Annotated in this window: 14 protein-coding genes; 7 read left to right on the top strand and 7 right to left on the bottom strand. The window is 57.0% G+C overall.

Features of this window, described 5'->3' with window-relative positions; all coding sequences use genetic code 11:
- The first annotated feature begins 297 nt into the window (after positions 1 to 297).
- The 3 genes from FNZ07_RS19595 to FNZ07_RS19585 all read left to right on the top strand — a co-directional run bounded on the left by FNZ07_RS19595 (position 298) and on the right by FNZ07_RS19585 (position 3,606).
- Positions 298 to 723, top strand: a complete 426-nt coding sequence (locus tag FNZ07_RS19595) for a PRC-barrel domain-containing protein (RefSeq protein WP_091018379.1) — start codon at positions 298 to 300, stop codon at positions 721 to 723.
- A 789-nt stretch (positions 724 to 1,512) separates the two neighbouring features.
- Positions 1,513 to 2,313: a response regulator transcription factor gene (locus FNZ07_RS19590; protein WP_091018382.1), complete on the top strand. Its 801-nt coding sequence runs from the start codon at positions 1,513 to 1,515 to the stop codon at positions 2,311 to 2,313.
- Between the two features lie 348 nt (positions 2,314 to 2,661).
- The gene (locus FNZ07_RS19585; RefSeq protein ID WP_170275798.1) at positions 2,662 to 3,606 is read left to right on the top strand and encodes a LysR substrate-binding domain-containing protein; all 945 of its coding nucleotides are present in this window, start codon (positions 2,662 to 2,664) and stop codon (positions 3,604 to 3,606) included.
- A gap of 70 nt (positions 3,607 to 3,676) precedes the next feature.
- Here the strand turns inward: FNZ07_RS19585 and FNZ07_RS19580 are convergent, their stop codons facing one another.
- The 7 genes from FNZ07_RS19580 to FNZ07_RS19550 form a co-directional block, all read right to left on the bottom strand.
- Entirely contained in the window at positions 3,677 to 4,954 is a 1,278-nt protein-coding gene (locus tag FNZ07_RS19580; RefSeq protein ID WP_091018387.1) for an MFS transporter, read from the bottom strand.
- A 45-nt stretch (positions 4,955 to 4,999) separates the two neighbouring features.
- Positions 5,000 to 6,286 (bottom strand): omega-aminotransferase AptA, encoded by a 1,287-nt coding sequence (locus FNZ07_RS19575; protein ID WP_245811717.1) that lies wholly within the window; start codon positions 6,284 to 6,286, stop codon positions 5,000 to 5,002.
- A 393-nt stretch (positions 6,287 to 6,679) separates the two neighbouring features.
- The gene (locus tag FNZ07_RS19570; protein WP_143098156.1) at positions 6,680 to 7,603 is read right to left on the bottom strand and encodes an alpha/beta fold hydrolase; all 924 of its coding nucleotides are present in this window, start codon (positions 7,601 to 7,603) and stop codon (positions 6,680 to 6,682) included.
- A 19-nt stretch (positions 7,604 to 7,622) separates the two neighbouring features.
- Positions 7,623 to 8,237, bottom strand: a complete 615-nt coding sequence (gene serB / locus FNZ07_RS19565) for a phosphoserine phosphatase SerB (RefSeq protein ID WP_170275797.1) — start codon at positions 8,235 to 8,237, stop codon at positions 7,623 to 7,625.
- A 294-nt stretch (positions 8,238 to 8,531) separates the two neighbouring features.
- Positions 8,532 to 9,347: a 2OG-Fe(II) oxygenase gene (locus tag FNZ07_RS19560; protein WP_091018391.1), complete on the bottom strand. Its 816-nt coding sequence runs from the start codon at positions 9,345 to 9,347 to the stop codon at positions 8,532 to 8,534.
- Between the two features lie 45 nt (positions 9,348 to 9,392).
- Positions 9,393 to 10,151, bottom strand: a complete 759-nt coding sequence (locus FNZ07_RS19555) for an SDR family oxidoreductase (RefSeq protein ID WP_091018393.1) — start codon at positions 10,149 to 10,151, stop codon at positions 9,393 to 9,395.
- Positions 10,152 to 10,173: 22 nt separating this feature from the next.
- Positions 10,174 to 14,490 (bottom strand): non-ribosomal peptide synthetase, encoded by a 4,317-nt coding sequence (locus tag FNZ07_RS19550; protein WP_091018396.1) that lies wholly within the window; start codon positions 14,488 to 14,490, stop codon positions 10,174 to 10,176.
- Positions 14,491 to 15,114: 624 nt separating this feature from the next.
- On the opposite strand from FNZ07_RS19550, the gene FNZ07_RS19545 reads away from it, so the two are divergent.
- The 4 genes from FNZ07_RS19545 to FNZ07_RS19530 all read left to right on the top strand — a co-directional run bounded on the left by FNZ07_RS19545 (position 15,115) and on the right by FNZ07_RS19530 (position 18,643).
- Positions 15,115 to 15,498 carry an ectoine synthase gene (locus FNZ07_RS19545; protein ID WP_091018398.1) on the top strand — a complete coding sequence of 128 codons (384 nt, stop codon included), beginning with the start codon at positions 15,115 to 15,117 and terminating at the stop codon, positions 15,496 to 15,498.
- A gap of 111 nt (positions 15,499 to 15,609) precedes the next feature.
- Positions 15,610 to 16,362, top strand: a complete 753-nt coding sequence (locus FNZ07_RS19540; RefSeq protein ID WP_091018401.1) for a formyltransferase family protein — start codon at positions 15,610 to 15,612, stop codon at positions 16,360 to 16,362.
- 48 nt (positions 16,363 to 16,410) lie between these two features.
- Positions 16,411 to 17,676 carry an aromatic ring-hydroxylating oxygenase subunit alpha gene (locus FNZ07_RS19535; protein ID WP_143098157.1) on the top strand — a complete coding sequence of 422 codons (1,266 nt, stop codon included), beginning with the start codon at positions 16,411 to 16,413 and terminating at the stop codon, positions 17,674 to 17,676.
- 13 nt (positions 17,677 to 17,689) lie between these two features.
- Entirely contained in the window at positions 17,690 to 18,643 is a 954-nt protein-coding gene (locus tag FNZ07_RS19530) for a multidrug resistance efflux transporter family protein (RefSeq protein ID WP_170275796.1), read from the top strand.
- The last annotated feature ends 78 nt before the right edge of the window (positions 18,644 to 18,721 follow it).

Here is an 18,721-nt window from a genome sequence, read left to right as displayed (position 1 = left end):
ATAAGCGATCGCGATAGTCCGCGCATTCAAGATGCGCAGCGCGTTCGTGCAGCATCCATGAAGTAACGATGAACGACAAACAGTGCATTCTTGTGACAGGCCCGTGATGCAGGGTCATTCCCACTTGACTGCATGCCGATCCGGGAGCCGGTATGATGCCAAAGCCGCGACCGATGGTATTGCTTCACAGAATGCGCATTGCGCGCAGTGTCGAAGCAATGTCGCAGGTTGGAAGCGGCCCTATGCGGCACAGAAGATGTGCCTGACAGCAGAGATCCCGATACGGAGCGAATCAACATGACTTTGCGCAAGGCAATATTGATTACGGTCGCACTCGCATCCAGCATCGGCGCTCACGCGCAGGTCGCTGGCACGCAACCGCTCAGCGTCACCGTCGAGCAATCGCAGGCCCTGTTGCAGGGCTGGAGCGTGAAGAAGAGCATTCTCGGCAAGGCGGTCTACAACGATCAGAATCAGAAAATCGGTTCGATCCGCGACCTGATCGTCGCACCCGACGGAACGGTCAGTGCGGCTATCGTTGCAGCGGGCGGCTTTCTCGGTGTTGCGACGCACGATGTCGCGGTGCCTGTCGCTGCGCTAGACATTCGCGACGGCAATCTGTATCTGGCGGGCGCGACAAAAGAAGCGCTGAAGGCAACGCCTGCGTTCCAGTACACCAAGGTACAGACGCCGCCGAAGCCGAAGGCCGATCAGAAGCATTGAGGATGATTCGACCGTAATCCATCCATGCTGACGAATGGAATTGTCAGCTCGATGGGATGGTCTCGTAAGGTGCCGTGATGAAGGCGATGAAGCAATCGCTTTATCACGGCCGCCGTTGCGATATAGCTCAGTGACCTGAAGAAAGTTTCAGACCGTTTTGTCTGGGTCGCAAAAACTGGCCAGCGGGCGCCAACCCACAGCGTGACCCAGACAGAACACAAGCAGTGGGAAATATCCATCCTGCATTAAAATCCTGATGCACGGCCGCGAGTACGAACTTTGAAACATCTCGACTTGAAATCTGGAAAATCAGAGACGCACGGACAAACCGCTCGAAATATTACGTCCGGAACACGATCAAATTTTCCATCGCATTATACATATTCGACGGCGCAGCGCTCCGCGGGCGTTTCAGAAAACCAACCGATTGATTGAAATTTACGAAGACCATCCTGCGAACTATATCCGCAGCGTATAAAATTTTACCGAAAAAGTCATTGTGAATTCATCGGCAAGTACTTATAGTTGTCGAACGCCTGTTTGCTCTCCGGTTCAGCACTAAAAATTTCAACGGGGTGGATTTATCTTTATCCAGACCTGTGGTTTTGACATGATTTTCGATCGCACAGCTGAGTTAAGTCGCGTCAGAAATGCGATTCTTCAAAAATAACGAACGACCAAGGCAATATCCCGGGTGGGTATGCATTCACAACCTTGACGTAGCACATCCTTCTTTGCGGCTTTTTACCGTTCTTCCTAACTGAAATCTGGGCAGGGAGAATTTTACCGATGAGTCGCACGATGTCTCGTATAAATACCTCTCTCATGGCAACCCATGACATTGCCGAGATATGCAAAGATCTGTTTAAAGCAGCAGAGATAAATTTTTTTTCATACTCCAGAGTCTACAAGGATGGGTCGCGAGCCGAACTCTGGAGCGATCCGAATGCACTCGAACATACATTTTTCAAGAAGAAATATATTACCGGAACCTACACAGCGGATTACTACAATATCAACGAACGTTATGTTCTGCTGGACAGCAAGATTGAGTCATTCCCTGATTTAATTCGCGATAAATATTCAATGCACCTGGTCGATCAGCGGATCATTTTTGATCACACCAGTCCATTTGAGATTGTGATAAAGCTCAATGACTCATGCGAATTCTTTTCTTTTTATAGCTCCGCTTCGCGGCGCTCCGCAGAAATTTTTTATATAAACAATCTCGCGACGTTCGAACAATTTTCCAGTTTCTTCAAGATCGTCGCGGCCAGTCTGATTTCGGCCGCGTCGAGCCAGAGACTCGTTAAAGCGTCGAGTCCACCCGACGCTCCCCGTCTGGGCAACGACATCCTGCCCAGGCCAAAAGCGTGGGGCCTCGTCAGCTCACATCCCCAACTGCTCACCGGTAGGCAGCTAGAAATCGCCCGACACATCATCACAGGGCAAACCGCTCGCCAGATCGGCCATCGACTGGGTCTGTCGGCCCGCACGGTTGAAACTCATATCGACAACATGAAGTCCAGGCTGGGGTGCTCGAACAAGACTGAACTCCTGGTCCAGTTCTCGCATCTCGGAATGATTTAGAGCAGATGCGGAACGATCGGGGATGCCATCGCGCATGTCGGCGAGATGGATGGCGCGCGCTGGCGATTTTCCGAGCGCTTGATCGCATAGAGCAATTGTCGCCACGCTGACCGTCCGCCCTCCCTTCCACGCTGCATCGCTCGGCCAGCTTTCCTCCGTCTACGCCCATCTTCCCGTTATCGTCCCAATGACGCGATAATGCCGGCTTCACTCGTTCGAACGTTGTCACACTTTTGACACGGCACACACCGTGTGAATTTGGCTCGCATACCCCGCAACCCGGAGAACTCCATGCGGAAAGGTAGTTCGGCGACCCGCCCCACCGAGACCAGCAATGGGGGGATACCGATGGAGGCTCGTCTGGAGCTTCGGCATCTGCGCTATTTTCAGGCAGTAGCCGAGGAACTGAGCTTCACGCGCGCGGCGGAGCGCCTGCACATCGCCCAACCGCCACTGAGCCAACAGATCAAACAACTGGAAGACGATCTCGGTGTGCAACTCATCGAACGGGCGGAACGCCCGCTCAGGTTGACGGATGCAGGAAAGCAGCTACTCAGCCGCGCAGCGGAAATCCTGTCGTCCATGCAAACGACCGTGGACGAAGTCAGGCGTATCGGCCGAGGTATGGCGGGCCAGCTGTCAATTGGCTTTGCCGGTTCCGCCATGTACAACTTTTTGCCGACTATCCTGAATGCATATCGTGACCTCTACCCCGAGGTCGATCTGACTTTCGTCGAACTGCTCGCCTGCCAGATAGAAGACGCCCTGGAGGCGCGGCAAATCGATGTCGGGTTCTCTCGACCCGGCCTGGAAGCGCACGAGAAGATCAGGCAACGGATGCTCCTCGAAGAGCCGATGGTCGTCGCCGTTCCCGAACGTCACCCGTTCGCCGTGCGTCCGTGCGTCCCGATCGAAGCGCTGGATCGTCAGGACGCTATTCTTTATCCGCGCTATCCGAAACCGAGCATCACCGACTTCGTGCTGCAACAGCTAGAAGCGAACGCCGTCCATATGGACATCGTGCAGGAGGTCGGCAACCTGCAAACCGCACTGGGTCTTACTGCTGCGGGAGTCGGCATCACCTTCGTGCCGGCTAGCGTCGGGCAGCATCGCCGCTCGGGCGTCCGGTTCCTCGCGCTCGACCCACCGATCCTTACCTCTCCGATGACCGTCGTCTGGCTGAAAGACGCCACCTCGGCGGCGCTTGGGAATTTCCTGAACATCGTCGAGAACAACAAGCCGGTCCGATGGATTCCCGACGAGCCTGACCGGCTCGCCACAGGGCAAGCGTAGAGCGCCGCCGGCATCGGACTGACCTCAGGCAGGAGCCGCTGGATCTCGCACGAGGCACCCGGCTACCCACTTACGTACGCCTGAACAGTGCATTCGCGGAGAAAGCGAACAGGCTAGCCATCAACCATGCGGCCGGCCAGGACCACAATTTCGCGACGATGGGGGTGAAGTAAGGTGCGAAGAATAGCGCCGTATAGACCGCTGTATTGCACATGCCAAGCGCAGTACCGACACGCCGGATTCCAACCTGCACGGCGAGTTCCGCATTCGCGATGCCGGTCCAGGCCGATGCGCATACGCCGGATACAATGAGCAGTGCGGAAATGATCACCAGCTTGAGCGAATTATCGATGTTTAACCGTCCCAGGACGAACAGGGACAACGCTAGAACAGCGAAAGAGACAGCGACCAGCAAACTACACCGGATCAGATAGTAGCGCCGGTTGCCGTGCCTGTCGGTCCAGCGCCCGCTCCAGATCCGCGCCGCAATCGCGCCGGACTGAATGACGATCATGATCCCGGCCGTGACGACGATCCCCGCCTTGCACACGTCATGCAGGAAGATCGATGCGAAGGTGATGACGGCGAACTGCGGAACACTGAACAGGCCGATCGCGGCGATCATTCTCCATATTTTGAAGTCGCGCAATGGACTGCGCGCCGCCGAGGCGTCTTTCGCCGCTACGCCCGCATCGCCTGGCGCCGGCGTCCTGACGCCAGCGTCCTGTCTGATTTTTTCGGGCGACTCGTGGAGCCATACCCAGGTAAATGCGGCTGTCGTGACGCATCCGAACGCAAGCACCGCAAATGTCGCATTGAAGCCGAATCGCGACGCTACCACCGGCAACAACAGCGCTCCTATTCCTCCACCCAAAGGGTAAGCAATTTGCCGAATACTCATTGCATAACCCTGCTCATTTTTCTTGAACCATGACATCACTGCACGACCGCTCGATCCGTTAACGCTCCCGCCGAGCAGGCCGACAAAAAACAGGCCCAACGCCAGTTGCCATGGACCGGGAACACGATCGGCCGTCGGCGAACCGAACAGCGCAAACAGGCATAACGCAATGGACGTCGCCCCCAAGCCGGTCAGCAACACGCGCCGGTCGCCCCAGCGATCGGTCAGCAGCCCCCAGGGTATTTCGCTGACAGCGATACCCATGCCAAGCAGGCCCAACGCCAATCCCAGCTGATCGTTCGACAGGTTGTAGTTCATCCGCATCAACACGGACGTGGTGGGTAATCCCTGAAATACCGCTGCAAAGCTCGCGTTTGCAGCAACACCAATTCCCAGGATCTTCCAGCGATGCCGGTCACCATACTGCGTTGTATGCTGTTCGACCATTACGGCCACTCCTTGAGGGAAATCGACGACGTTGCAATCGAAAAATCAGAACGTTTTCAGCACCGCTGCGATGGTGTCTATCATCAGATCCACTTCGGCTTCCTTGACGATGAAAGGCGGGGACAAGGTCACGCTGCTTCCTGTATGTCGGACCAGCAGTCCTCTCGCGAAGCATCGGTAATGAATTTCGAGCGCCATTTCCTCATTAGCACTGCGATTCGATTCAAATTCGATCGCGCCCAGCAAGCCGATGTTGCGGATATCCTTTATCCCTTTGATGCCTTCCAGCGAGTGGATCGCTTCTTCGAAATAACCCGCCATCGCCCCTGCCTTCTGGAACAGACCTTCCCTCGCATAAATCTCCTGCGCCGCAAGGCTCGCGGCGCAGGCGGCCGGGTGCGCCGAGAAAGTATATCCGTGAAAAAACTCGGGAGTATTGGCCGGGGCAGCGTCGACTATCGTCTGGTAGATCTCGTTTTTTGCCGCAACCGCAGCCATCGGAATACTGGCGTTGTTGATGCCTTTGCCCATGACGATGAGATCCGCGGACACGCCGAAATATTGTGCCGAAAATGGGGTTCCCAATCGTCCAAAGCCGGTAATCACTTCATCGAGAATGAGCAGGATGCCATGTGTACGGGCAATGCGTTCGAGACGCCGCAGGTAACCGCGCGGGGGCACCAACACTCCCGTCGATCCCGCGACCGGCTCGACAATCACCGCGGCGATGGTGTGCGCGCCATGCACGTCCACCAGTTGCTCCAGTTCGTCCGCCAGTTCTCCCCCCCACTCCGGCTCCCCACGGGAGAAGCGCTGCTTTTCATAGTCGTAGGTGGCGCGCAGATGCTGGACGCCCGGCATGAGATTGGCGTGAAACTTCGCTCGGTTATTCGCGATCCCGCCCACCGACATTCCACCGAAATTCACGCCGTGATAGCTACGCTCCCTGCCAATGAATCTGAAGCGCTGCGTATCGCCACGACAATGGTGATAGCAGATCGCCATTTTCAGAGCGGTATCGATCGCCTCGGACCCCGAGTTAGTGAAAAATATTCGGTCGAGACCGGGCGGTGTGAGTTCGGCTACTTTATTGGCGGCGGAAAACGCCAGCGGGTGACCTAGCTGTAGAAAAGACGGAGCATAGTCGAGCTCCATCATTTGCTCATGGACCGCCTGTACGATCTCGCGGCGGCCGTGCCCTGCGTTGACGCACCATAGCCCGGCCGTTCCGTCGAGGATTCCGTCGCCGTTAGCCGTGAAGTAATACATGCCCTCGGCAGCCGTGATCAGCCGCGGTTGCTTCCTGAAATCCCGATTTGCCGTGAACGGCATCCAGAATTTATCGAGGTCCTGCGGCCTGGAAAGGCGACCGGCATGTGTACTCGCGGTCACCACCTCGCCACTCTCCCGGTCCAGCTCACTGGACCGCGAACCCGCAAGATCGTCTCGCGATCGCTCGCCAGATGAGGGGGTACTCATCACCTCGTTCAATTTATCTATCTCGCGCTCCATTTGCGTCGCTCGAAAATCTGCGTGAAATTGTGGCGAAAAAAGACTTGCCCCGGTTCTGCATTCCGGATTGATGGCCTCGCCGTGCTTCGCATTGAGCTCGCCCATGGTCGCGACAGTGCGCCCGATTGACAATAACGCCCCCCGTCTCACTGGACATCCGTAGAACTACGGAGACATCGGAAAAAATCGCTTTGCCGGACCTTACCGACGGCCTCAGCAAGTCAGCTCCGGACGACCGAAGAACGAACGTATTTCCCTCGCGCAAAGATCGGCGGCTTCGTAGTGCACGAAGTGTCCGGTGTCCGCGAAATCGATCGAATAGTTCGAGAAATACTCGTCGAGCTTGTCGCACCAGTCGGCCTTGATCAGCGGATCGAACCGGCCCCACAGGAACCGGGTTGGCGTATGGATGACGGGCGGCCTGGGCAATGTCCCTTCCAGCCACTTGCGCCGGTTTCTCGCCGAACTCAGGTACCAGTCGAAGCCGCCTTGAATGTTGTTGTTCATCATGAACATGTCCGTGTATATCTCGATCATGTTCTTGAAGACATCGTGATTGTCACCAGACCAGTGATTCAGGAAGTACGACAGGTATAGCTTGCACGATTGCCGGGATGCGCCTATCAGGTCGGCAGCCCAGGGCAGTTGCTGAAAATACTGATACCAGACCTCGATCAGATGATCGGGTGCGCCATACCGTGAGCCCAAGCCCGGATACGGCGTGCAAAAAAAGAACGCACGCTCGAGCCTTGCCGGAAACCGCTGAGCGAACGCTTGCAGGACATACGCACCGAGGTCCCCACCCACTACGCCCGCGCTCGCGAGTCCCAGCGCATCGAAAAGCCCCTTGATGTCTTCCGCATGCGTATCGGCGGTCGCGTTTTCATCGGGCCCCGCGAACGGCTTACCTGTAAAACCAAAGCCGCGCAAATCCGGCACGATGAGTTCGAACTCGTCCTCGAGGCGCTCCATCAACGGACGAAACACCATCCAGAATTCAGGCCAGCCGTGCAATAGAACCAGAGGCTTTCCGCGCCCCTTGCGGGCATAGTGCATCCGCAGTCCATTGGTTTCGGCGAACGCAAACTCGATGCCTGACGCAGCAGCATCTTTCATCGCTTCTTCTAGCGCACTCATCACACCTCCCTGGGCGAAATCATGCTGCATCGAGAACAACCAGAAGCCCGTCTAGCCCGGAAACGTCGAGCTTGACCGAACAGACTTCGCGTAGTGCCGGCTTCGGTCGGAATCCGACGCCGAGGCCGGCGAACCGGATCATGCCGATATCATTTGCTCCGTCGCCCACGGCGATCGTCTGGTTCGGGGCAATCCCGAGTCGCTCACAGAACCGGCCGACTATCCGCGATTTTTCGTCAGCGTCGATCACCTCGCCTTCAAGGTGACCAGTCAGTTTTCCATCGGCAATTCCAAGCGTGTGCGCAACTACCTCGTCGATCCCGAGCAGGTGGCCAACGTAATCGGCCACGAACTGAAATCCGCCGCTCACAATGAGGGTTTTCAGACCTGCTTTGCGTGCAGCGGAGACAAGCGCGGCTGCGCCTGGCGTAAGTGTGATCTGCTCTCTCAGAAAACGATCCAGAGCGTGCTGCTCAAGCCCGCGCAGCATACGCACCCGGGTACGCATGCTGTCCTTATAGTCGCCCGTCACGCCTCGAACCGCATCGTCTGTCAAGCTGCGTACCGCTGCTCCGGCACCCGCCAGGCTCGCCAGCTCGTCGATACACTCCATCGGAATCAGCGTCGAGTCCATATCGAGCGCCATCAACCGGTAATGATCGAGTCCGAACGCGTGGGAAAGCACAGCGTGGTCGAGGCCGTACGCCCGGCAAAAGAGGTCAATGGAACCTCTTTCTCGATCACCACAGTGTTCTAGCCGATACTCAAGCAGATTGGGGCGCCTGCAATGAGGCCGCGCGCCTAGGAGCGCATTTGCCCGCGCTAGCGTATCCGCATCGATTGTCTCGATGCTGAAAATCCGAACCCATGTCGTCATATTCGCGGTGCCGGGGCGCGCGCCCCGACTCTACATTGGCGCAGACCGATCTCAGCTCCAGTAACCCAGCGGACGGTCCGGTCCGTAGCAGCCGATGAAGGCCGCCATACCGATGCGATAGCTGTCGCGGCTTGGCGTGACCGCGTGCAGCATTCTCGAACTGAAGATGATGAGATCGCCGGCGTCCGGGTGAAGTACCAGTGCCGGCTCCTCGACGCTCTCGGGAAGCAGCCCTTCGACATCCCGAATCAGCACTTTTTCATCTTCGGACGGATCGCGCAACCACAACTGCAAATCGCCTCCTTGCGTGGGCGTGCGCAGGTACATGTTCGCCACGAGCTGCTCGACGATGCCGGCCAGCTCCGGTGCATCGGACTCTTCGTCGATGCGATCGTGATGTGGATAGAACTTCGACGTCGAGGGCTTGAAGACGCGGATCGCCCCCACAAAACAGGTCCGCCCGTGCAGGCGCTGGATGTTGGCGCCACCAGGCCAGTATTCCTGCAGCAGCAGACGAACATGATCGGCAGGTGTGACGTGCGGTGCGAACATCGTTCGCAAATCGTGAATGTTGCCGATCGCTTCGCTGTGATATTTCTGGGCGGCGTCTTCATTCCACTCGGAATCGATGTGCGGCATGCAGATCCGCCCGACGCTACTGGTGTATTTCTTGTTGTAGTTCCCGAGCTTGGGGTGATCGATTGCCTGTTCCGCCGCTTTTTCAGCGACCGCGGCGGAGTAGAACCCCTTCACGTGAATCGCCCCGATCTTTCGGGTAGCCAGTTGCAGCAGTGTTTCGGTATTGAGTTCGCGAGCAACCACGGCGGGGACCGTAGCTTTCGACGGCGACGAAGTAAGGGTATCCATGAGTGCTTTCCTTAGCAGGTTACGAAACGAAGTTGCATCTACAGGTCATGCGCGTTGACGGGTAGGCCGGATCCGGATGTCGTCGATGTGCACGTGGGGAGGTTGCTCGAGCACGAAGCGGATCGAGGTGGCAACATCCTGGGCGGACAACAACGGTCCCTGGGTCTGCTCGATCTCGTTGAACCATTTCATGTCATAGCCGGCCGTGGCTTGAAACTCTGTTTTGACGAATCCTGGCTCGATCAAGCTGACGCGAACACTGTGTTCACAGAGTTCCACCCTCAACGATTCGACCAGCGAATGCAGCGCGAACTTCGTCGCCCCGTAGACGGGATTACCAGCCGACAACGTGCGACCCACCGTGGAACCGATCACGACGATATCCCTGATGTCGCCGCTGGCGGAGCGGTACGTGTCCTTGAAGAAGGTCGCACAGGCACGCAACTGGCGCATGACTCCCAACACATTGACGCGCAAAAGCTCCTCCCAAAGGGATGCGTCCGAACCCGTTACCGAACCCGGAAGTCCCCGCCCCGCACACAGGACAAACGCCGAGGGGCGCTCACCGAACGCGTGGTTTGCCGCTTCAAAGAGCCTGTCTACATGATCCTCGTCCACCGCGTCTGCAGCGACACCTTCGACACGATGGCGGCTTTCGTTATGCTCAACGGCAATTTGCTGGATGCGCTCGGTGCGCCGTCCACTGAAGCTGACTTTGACGTCGGCTTGTACCAATGTCTCCAGTACCGCGTAGCCGATACCGGAGGTTCCGCCCGACACCGCTGCGACTCGATGGTTGATCATGTTGTTATCCTGTCTAAGCTGCTTATTGAGCAATGAACTCTGAAATTCGACGTGAGGGGTCGCGCCGCTCGCCTACCGCCAGCGCCCCGGACTGCCGGAGGTTCTCGACGAAGCGTGTCACCCACGCGCTATCGAGCGGCCTGAAGGCGATGTCCGAACTCGCCAGCATGGCAAGCGTCCTGCTGTTGTCGTACCGTATGTTGCGGCTGCCTCTCACCGCCCAGAAGTAACCGAGCGCGATGTCCGCGTGATCGAGCCGGCCGGAATGCCGGAACAGCTCTGCGAGATTCGCGTTGTCGACGCGTTCGATGGGAGCGCCCAAGGCCTCGATCGAGTCGATGAACATACTCGCGGGAACCGCACTTTCGGAGTCCACATGGAATGTGCCTCCCGATACGTTGCTGTCCAGCGAAATGGCGACGATGCCTCGGGCGACGATGTCGACCGGGCTCAGAATGATGCGCTCGGTATAGACACGCGGCGCTTTCCCGATCGTGACAATGGCCCGCAGACATTGAACCCAGCGATTGGCTGTGGCGTTGCGCTGGAACAAGGCGGTCTCCGAATGTCCGGTGACGTTTCCCGAGCGGTAGATGAATGCGCTGCGCCCCTGATACGCGAAGTTCCTGACCAGTACTTCAGCGTCGAACTTCGTGCGCTCGTATTCGTTGAAGAAGGTCTGGCCGACGTCGAGTGAATCCTCGTCGAAGGTACGCGGTTCATCGCCCGCGCACATGCCGCTCACGGCGAGGGTGGACATGAAGTGAAGGTCTTTCTGGCGTCCCTGCTCTGCGAGCCTGACAATTTCTCTCGTCGAGTGCAGGATGCTTGCCCGCATCTCCGTGGTGCTACCAACCAAGCGAGTATCGGCAGCGAAGTGATAGATCGCATCCGCGGAGCGGCTCGTCATGTCCCATTCGACGTCGCTCATACCGAGGCAGGGTTGCGTGATGTCACCCGCTATCACCGAGATTCTCGACCACCGCGATTCGAGTTCGTTGGGATCGAAGAATGCCGACCATGCATCGAACAGCCGGCTCGCAGCGCTTTCGTCTCCACTGTCGCGAACCAGACAGATGATGTGCGCGTCGGTACTCAACAATAGTTCGTATAGTGCGTAGATGCCGATGAAGCCATTCGCGCCGGTCACGAAGATGCTTTCATATGAGCGGCGTTTCCGGTCCGCGCCGTTGGACGACACAATATCGGCGGGAATATTCCACAACGCACCGGACGAATTCGCGTCGTGCATTCGCGGGGGGCCACTCGAACGCAAGCCCGGATCCACCGGTTGCAAAATACGCTCTTTCAGATTCAGGACGAACTGTTCGATGGATGGCGCGGTATCCGCGCTCGCATCGAAATTCAGATCGAGAATGAGTTGTCCGTCGACAATCTTCCCGGTCAACTTCAGGTCATAGACCCGGTCGTTTTGCGCGCCTCTGAGACTGGGCAATTCGATACTGACAAGCTTCATCTTCCAGTCGTTTCGCAAGCCGAGGCGCTGCCGGCCAAGAAAATTGAAGCAATATCGCGAACGCGTGCCATGTTGCATACCATCGATCAGCGTATAGGCATGTCCCAGATTGGGTAAGCGGTTCAGACGCTCGTGCAATGCGCTCGCCAACCCAATGGATGTAATTTGCCCGCGTTCGAACGCAACAGGGAATGTCGAGGTGAACCACCCGATCGTGCGCGATACATCGACGTCGGGGGAGAGAGACAAACGACCGTGGCTCTCCACGTCGACCTGCACGACCTCGTCTGGACGCGCATCCGCGCACTGCTCGAAAAATCCGGCAAGCAACATGCGGTCAATGCCCATATTCTGCGACGCAGCGATCTTCGACAGCGCTTCTGTTTCCACGGCGCTAAAGGCGATCCACGCTGTACCCGAATGCGCTTCCACGCCTGCATGCGATGCGGAGAACGGCTCCTGGCGAGGCTGCTCCAGCCAGTAATTCCGATCCGCATAGAGGCGCGCCTGGTGGGTCTCCAGGTGCTGGCACCACTGTCCGAACGTACAGGAGCGGATTGCCCGGGTAGCCGGTTCGACACCTTCCAGCACCGAATAGTGACGCATCAGATCGTCCAGCAGGATTCGCCATGAAATGACGTCGACGGCGAGATGATGTCCCACGAGCAGAAGGAACTGTTTGCCCCGGATGATCGACAACTCCGCGCGAAACGTCTGCCCACTCTCGATGTCGAGTTGCGAGGCAAGGTGCCCGTACCGCTCGTTCACGAACGGGCCCAGGTCGGACCATGGTGCTTCCTGCGCCGCGCAAATGGACAGAATCGAATCCACCGTCGGCTGGGAGCGGAAATACCACTGCCCGAGCGCTTCGTCGCGGTGAAAGCCGGCGCGCAACAACGCATGTTCGGAAACGAGGCGGTCAAACGCGCGCTCAAGCACCAGTGGATCGAGCTGGACTCCGAGTTCGAGCACCATGGCCTGGTTCCACCGGTTCGGTTCGGCGAAACCGCGCTTCAGGAATTCTTGCTGGGCTGGCGAACACGGCCACCTGTCGGCCGTTTCTTCGGGAGCCGGCGCAGGCGCGGTTCTCGCCTGCTCGCCGTCGATCATCGCTAGCACCCCCCTTACGGTCGGACGCTCCAGGAATGCGTGCGCGCTGACCGGATAGCCGCTCAACTGGAGCTCGGCGATGAGCTGAATCGCATCCAGCGAATCAGCTCCCAGATCGAAGAAGTTATCGTCCGGCGAATAGCATCGTTCGCCGACATATTTGCGGAAGACGCGTGTGATGAAGGTCTGGAGATCGTCGTCTGCGTGTGCTGATGCGAGGTACGCCGCGCCGGGAGCGTGTCTGCGCGAGAATGTGTCGATCAGCAGCTGCTTGATGGTGCCGCCGTCTATCTTGCCGTTCTGATTGGTCGGCAGCGAAGCATAGTGCTCGAAGACAACGGGGATCATATAGCCGGGCAAGATATGTTGCATCTCGCGGCGAAGCGCGGCCGGCTCCTGCGCCAGACCTTCATACGCGCACAACAGATAATCGTGTTCCTGATGACGGTGATGCACGACAACCACGTGACCGATGTCCGCCTTGCTACGGATGGCTCGCTCGACGTGTTCCAGTTCGACCCGATAACCATTCACCTTGACCTGACGATCCACCCTGCCAAGGAACGTGATCGTCCCTTCGCCGTCCGCGCGCACCCAGTCGCCGGTCCTGTAATAGCGGCCGGTGCTGTTCTCCAGCTCGACGAAACGCTCGCGTGTGGCCTCCTCCCGGTTCCGGTAGCCCTGCGCGACGGACGGACCGCCGATATACAACTCCCCCTCGATATCGGCTGTGCCGAATATGCCTTCGGCGGTTCTGATCTTGAGCGTGGTCCGGCCGAACGGGCGACCAATCGGAACGGTCGCGTCCCCGTCGTCACCGAGCGCCGCCAGGGCGACCGGCTGCACGGTTACGCCAATCGTGCTTTCTGTTGGCCCGTAGTGGTTCGCGAGGCGCCGGGTAACGCCGCTCTCCAGGGTCCTGCGGGCAAGCGCCGTCTGTAGTCTCTCGCCCCCCAGTATTAGCCACTCCAGCTTCGGCGCATGCTCGCCTGCGGCCTGCGCGACGGCAAGAATCGATTTCCAGTGGGTCGGCGTGATCTTGAGAACGTTCACACGATGACGGTTCAACGCCGAGACCATCGCCAGCGGATCTTTACGCTCGTGCTCGCCGGCGAGATACAGTGTGCCCCCGGTCCAAAGCGCCGTGAACAGGCAGGTGTTACCAAGATCGGCCGACAGCGTGCTTACGTGTGCATACGTCATTCCGTCCGGCAGACCGAGTCGCACGATGAGGCCCGTGCAGTAATGCGCGAGATTGTCGTGGCTGACTGCGACGCCTTTGGGCACCCCCGTAGAGCCGGATGTGAAAAGCACATAGGCGGTCGCGTCGCCCGGCGCGGGCACAAGCCGCGATTCCAATGGCGCACGCATGTCGGCCGGCGCCCCATGCGACGTGCACCAAGGCAAACCGGTCTCACCGGCGAGATGGGTCAGTTCGCTGGAAACAATCAGAAAATCGGCGTCTATGTCAGCTATCTGCTTCAACTGCTCGTGAGGAGCGCCATTCGCCTCGACCACGGTATATGCGCCGCCAGCCATCATGATCGCCAGCATCCCCATGACGATCGCCGGTGAACGCGGCATGAACAGCACGACGAGCTGGCCCGGTTTGACGCCGTTCGCGCCGAGCGTCAGCGCCAGCGACTCGGCCTGTGTGTTGAGTTCCCCATACGTGAGATTGCTGTCTTGCGAGCAGATCGCAATGCGATCCGCGGAATCACTCAGGTGAGATTGAAATATTTGGATAAACATGCGATCCACCCTCGTTTGGCGCAAGATCAAAGAGAAGACGGCTCGCAGAATGCAAGATCGACTCCTTACGAAAACCGTGGTCCGATAAGTTCTTATATTTTCATTCTTTAAGTAATATTCACTCGCCCGAATTGATGGAGACGCATGCTCAGGTTATATGCCTGCCCCGAAAACACTGAAACGCCACACGGAATTCCGAGAATTCCGGATCGACACCTGCATGATTCACCGGCTCCATTTTATTAATCCGAAACCTGGGATCGCCAGATCACGAAGCGGGCTTTTAGATGAATTCGATCCGACTATAGCCAGATTTTCACACCCGATCATCCGTAAAAATACGGAACCACAATGCATCGATTTCTATCGCAAAATTCCGATGCATGGATAGTTCAAACAGTGTCCGGTCTGATTCGATAAAGCCCTTCTCTAGTGCACGTGCCCGTCATCATGATCAAAACCGGGGATTTTCGATTTTCTCGGACCTTCCGTATTTTTCCGGATGACCTTCAGGCGAATCGCAGTTACCGTTCGTCAAACTGACGATGCGAAATGCAATCAAAGTAAAAATGTGATTGAGATCCGATCTAATTGACAGACCCTCTTCAGGGGCGAGGAGCCAGCATGATTGTCAGGAATATCAAAGACACCATCGGGACTGAACGTCACAAAAAAGAAAAAACCTGGGACAGCGTGCGATTGCTGCTAAGAAAAGACGGCATGGGTTTCGGGTTTCACATCACCACGATGTATGCCGGCACGACAACAGAGATGCAATATCGGCATCATCTCGAGTGCGTGTATTGCATATCTGGATCGGCGCAAATAAAAAATGTCGCGACCCAGGAGATATTTCCTGTCGAACCTGGAATGATGTACGCCCTCAACCAGCACGACCACCACATCGTTACCTGCGAGACCGACATTGTCATTGCCTGCACATTCTCACCGGCGCTCAACGGCGATGAAACGCATGGGCCGGACGGCGCTTATCCGGCGAGCGATTGATTTCTGAACGAGAACAAACCGATCTCGATTACCGAGGCTGATGCGCGACGATAGTTCATCGGCCCGCCCGTCTCCACGGCAGTCCGGATTCTTTTAAAGGATCTTGAGACCATGTTGATCAGCGATATTTCTTTCTGTCTGCGTGCGATGCAGCGCGAGATCGAGTTTGTCTACCTGAATTTCAGGAACCATCCTCGTGGTCGCACGATGCTCGACGCCTTGATCGAAGCGGATTTCGTACCCGCACTGGTTATCGAGGAAGCGTCGCTGCCAGGTCAGGACGGCGTGGAGGAACAGCGAAGTGTCCTTAAGGAGCTGGACGATTTCGTCGAAATCGGCGACGTGGAAGCGCTGTGCAGGAAGAAGAACATTCCCTATCGCATCGTTGAAAACCACAACGATACGGCATGCGTCGATCTGATCCGCGCAGCTAGCATCCACCTGGCCGTTCTTGGGGATACACGGATCATCAAGGAATCCGTCATTCACGAGTGCAATCTGGGCATCATCAACGTGCACCCTGGACTACTGCCGGAGATCAGGGGCAACAACCCTTATGTATGGGCCATTCTCGAAGGAAAGGCCCAGGGCGTGACCGTGCACTTCATCGACAAGGGCGTGGACACCGGACCTATATTGCTCAGGCGCGTGCTAAGTGAGGTGCCGTCGAGCTACCCGGAACTCATCCGGTCTATCAACATCCTGTGCGGCGAAGCGCTGGTTGAATCGTTGCGTCAACTCGGCAGCGGGACGTTCTCGATCGCTTTGCAGCCAACGGAATGCAGTCCGACAAGGAAAGCCGCATCCGTGGATCTAAAGCGGGTCGCAGCGCAAAAACTGCAGGAATGCGGGGTGAATGCCTGAGATTCCTTCGCTCACGCAGATTCCGCCTCACATCGCCCGCGCTCGACGGTGGCTCTCGTCGATGACAACGAGATACGCGTTGCGCTGTGCATGCAACTGAGCGTCGACCGACCTGCCTCACAAACGGCAAGAAAAATGACTCGAGGAGATTTGATCGTGAACCCCGAAAGAAATTTTTTGGAAACGAACCAGAAGGCGCTTTTCGAAACAACGGAAAGCCACTTTCTGGAAACAAGCTCCCTGCCGCCGGAGTGCTACAAATCAGATGAGTTCTTCCAGGCGGAAATCGACAACATCTTTTTCAAGTACTGGCTGTTTGTCGGCAGAGAAGAGAAAGTACCCACTGCCGGCGATTATTTCGTCTTCGATCTGCTAGGCGAATCGGTCATCGTGCTGCGAAACCCGGAGGGCGGGATTTCTGCGTTCCAGAATTTTTGCCGGCATCGCGGTGCCCGTCTGCTTGATGGCGAAGGCTCCGTCAAGATGATCAGATGCCCGTTTCATAACTGGGGGTATGACCTGGACGGCTCGCTGATGGGTGCGCCGGACATGAAAAAGAGCATCAATTTCGCGAAGGAAAAGAATGGCCTGGTGCCGATTCGGGTCGAGACGTGGGAAGGTTTCATCTTCATCAATTTCGACACCGATGCCGCGCCTTTGATGGAGTTTCTGGGCGACCTGCCGGACAAGATGCATGGGTATCAGCTGCAGAAGATGCGCTGCGTTATGGAGAAAAATCACCTCGTCAAATGCAACTGGAAGTTGTATACCGAGGTGGACATGGAGGACTATCACGCTCCGACAGTACATCCCGTTTCCATCGGGCAGCAGGTTTTCCCGAGGCAACCGTCGTCGGGTGAATACGAAACCACCTTTTTCGAATATCCCCGCACGGTTTCCGTTACATCTGTGGACAATGGCAAGATCTTCCCCAAGATTCCCGGCATCTCCGGTAAGGAGGCGACGGGAACTTACTTCACAATGATCTACCCCGGTTTCTTTCTCGTGACGACCCAGGATTCGAGCTGGTGGATCAACAAGCTTCCCGAAACTCCGACTACCACCAAAGTGCACGTGGGGTATTGCTTCCCGGAAAGTACCGTGGCGCGAGACGATTTCAAGGATATCTCACCACGCTACATCTCCCGGTGGGACATGGTGATCGATGAGGACAACCGAATCTGCGAACGTCAACAACTAGGTGTCAACTCAAGATGGTGCCTGCCAGGACGGTTTTCTTTCCATGAAGAAGTGGTACATGCCATGAACAAATGGGTAATCGGGAAAGTATATGCACGCCGCGACGAAAACTGACCCCCAGTCGGGCATGACGAATCCGTCCACATTCAGACTGGTTTTGATCGGCATAGTCAGTTCGGCGTTCTTCAGTGCCACGTTCCTGCTAAATGAAGTCATGCACCTGCAGGGGGGGCATTGGCTCTGGTCGGCGGCATTGAGGTTTCTTTTCATGCTAGTACTGCTCTCGGCGATCCTGCCGATTTCCAGGGGCAGCGCGTATTTCAGGCGTGTGGTGGCCAATTATTTCCGGAACCTGCTGTTCTGGACGCTGGCCGGCGGCATCGGATTCGGGGTTTTCTATTCCGGAATCTGTCTCGCCGCCGACTTCGCGCATGGCTGGGTCGTCGCTGCGACCTGGCAACTGACGGTACTGGCAAGCCCGTTTGTCCTGATGCTTTTCGGCAAGAAAATGCCCCGCAAGGGCTTGACGTTTTCCTTCCTGATCGTAGTGGGCGTGCTCGTCCTGAATTACGGCAGGATCAAGGAGGGCATCGCAGTTTCGGAAGTGATTCACGGCGCGTTGCCCGCGTTGATCGCAGCTATCGCGTATCCGATCGGCAATCAGTTCGTCAATAGCGCGAAACACAATCAGCTCGGCCGCCTGCGGTTGTCCGACAATGAAGTTCTCGAAAACCCGATGGCTTGCGTTCTGCTGATGAGCCTCGGGTCCGTGCCGTACTGGCTTGCGCTAATTTTCGCAATACAACCGCCGGCACCCTCAGCACAGCAATTCCTCGGCAGCTTCATGGTCGCGCTCCTGGCTGGTGTTTGCGCGACGTCACTATTTTATTTCGCCCGGAACAGCACGACGTCCGCGATGCAGATTGCGGCCGTCGATGCGACGCTGGCGGGTGAAGTCGTGATTACGCTGGTGGCCGGAATCGCCTTCATGCATCAACCGATTCCCGATCTGACGTCCTGGGTGGGCGTGCTAATCATCGTTCTTGGGCTCATCGGTTATTGCTACAAAAATTCGTCGTGACACATGCTTCGACAAAGCGGACATCGAGGTGAGCTCGATGTAGCGCAGAGACGACTCTGACCAAACGCGATGCAGGAG

It is taken from the genome of Paraburkholderia megapolitana (assembly GCF_007556815.1).
Taxonomy (GTDB): domain Bacteria; phylum Pseudomonadota; class Gammaproteobacteria; order Burkholderiales; family Burkholderiaceae; genus Paraburkholderia; species Paraburkholderia megapolitana.
This window is presented reverse-complemented; position numbering and strand designations above follow the sequence as displayed.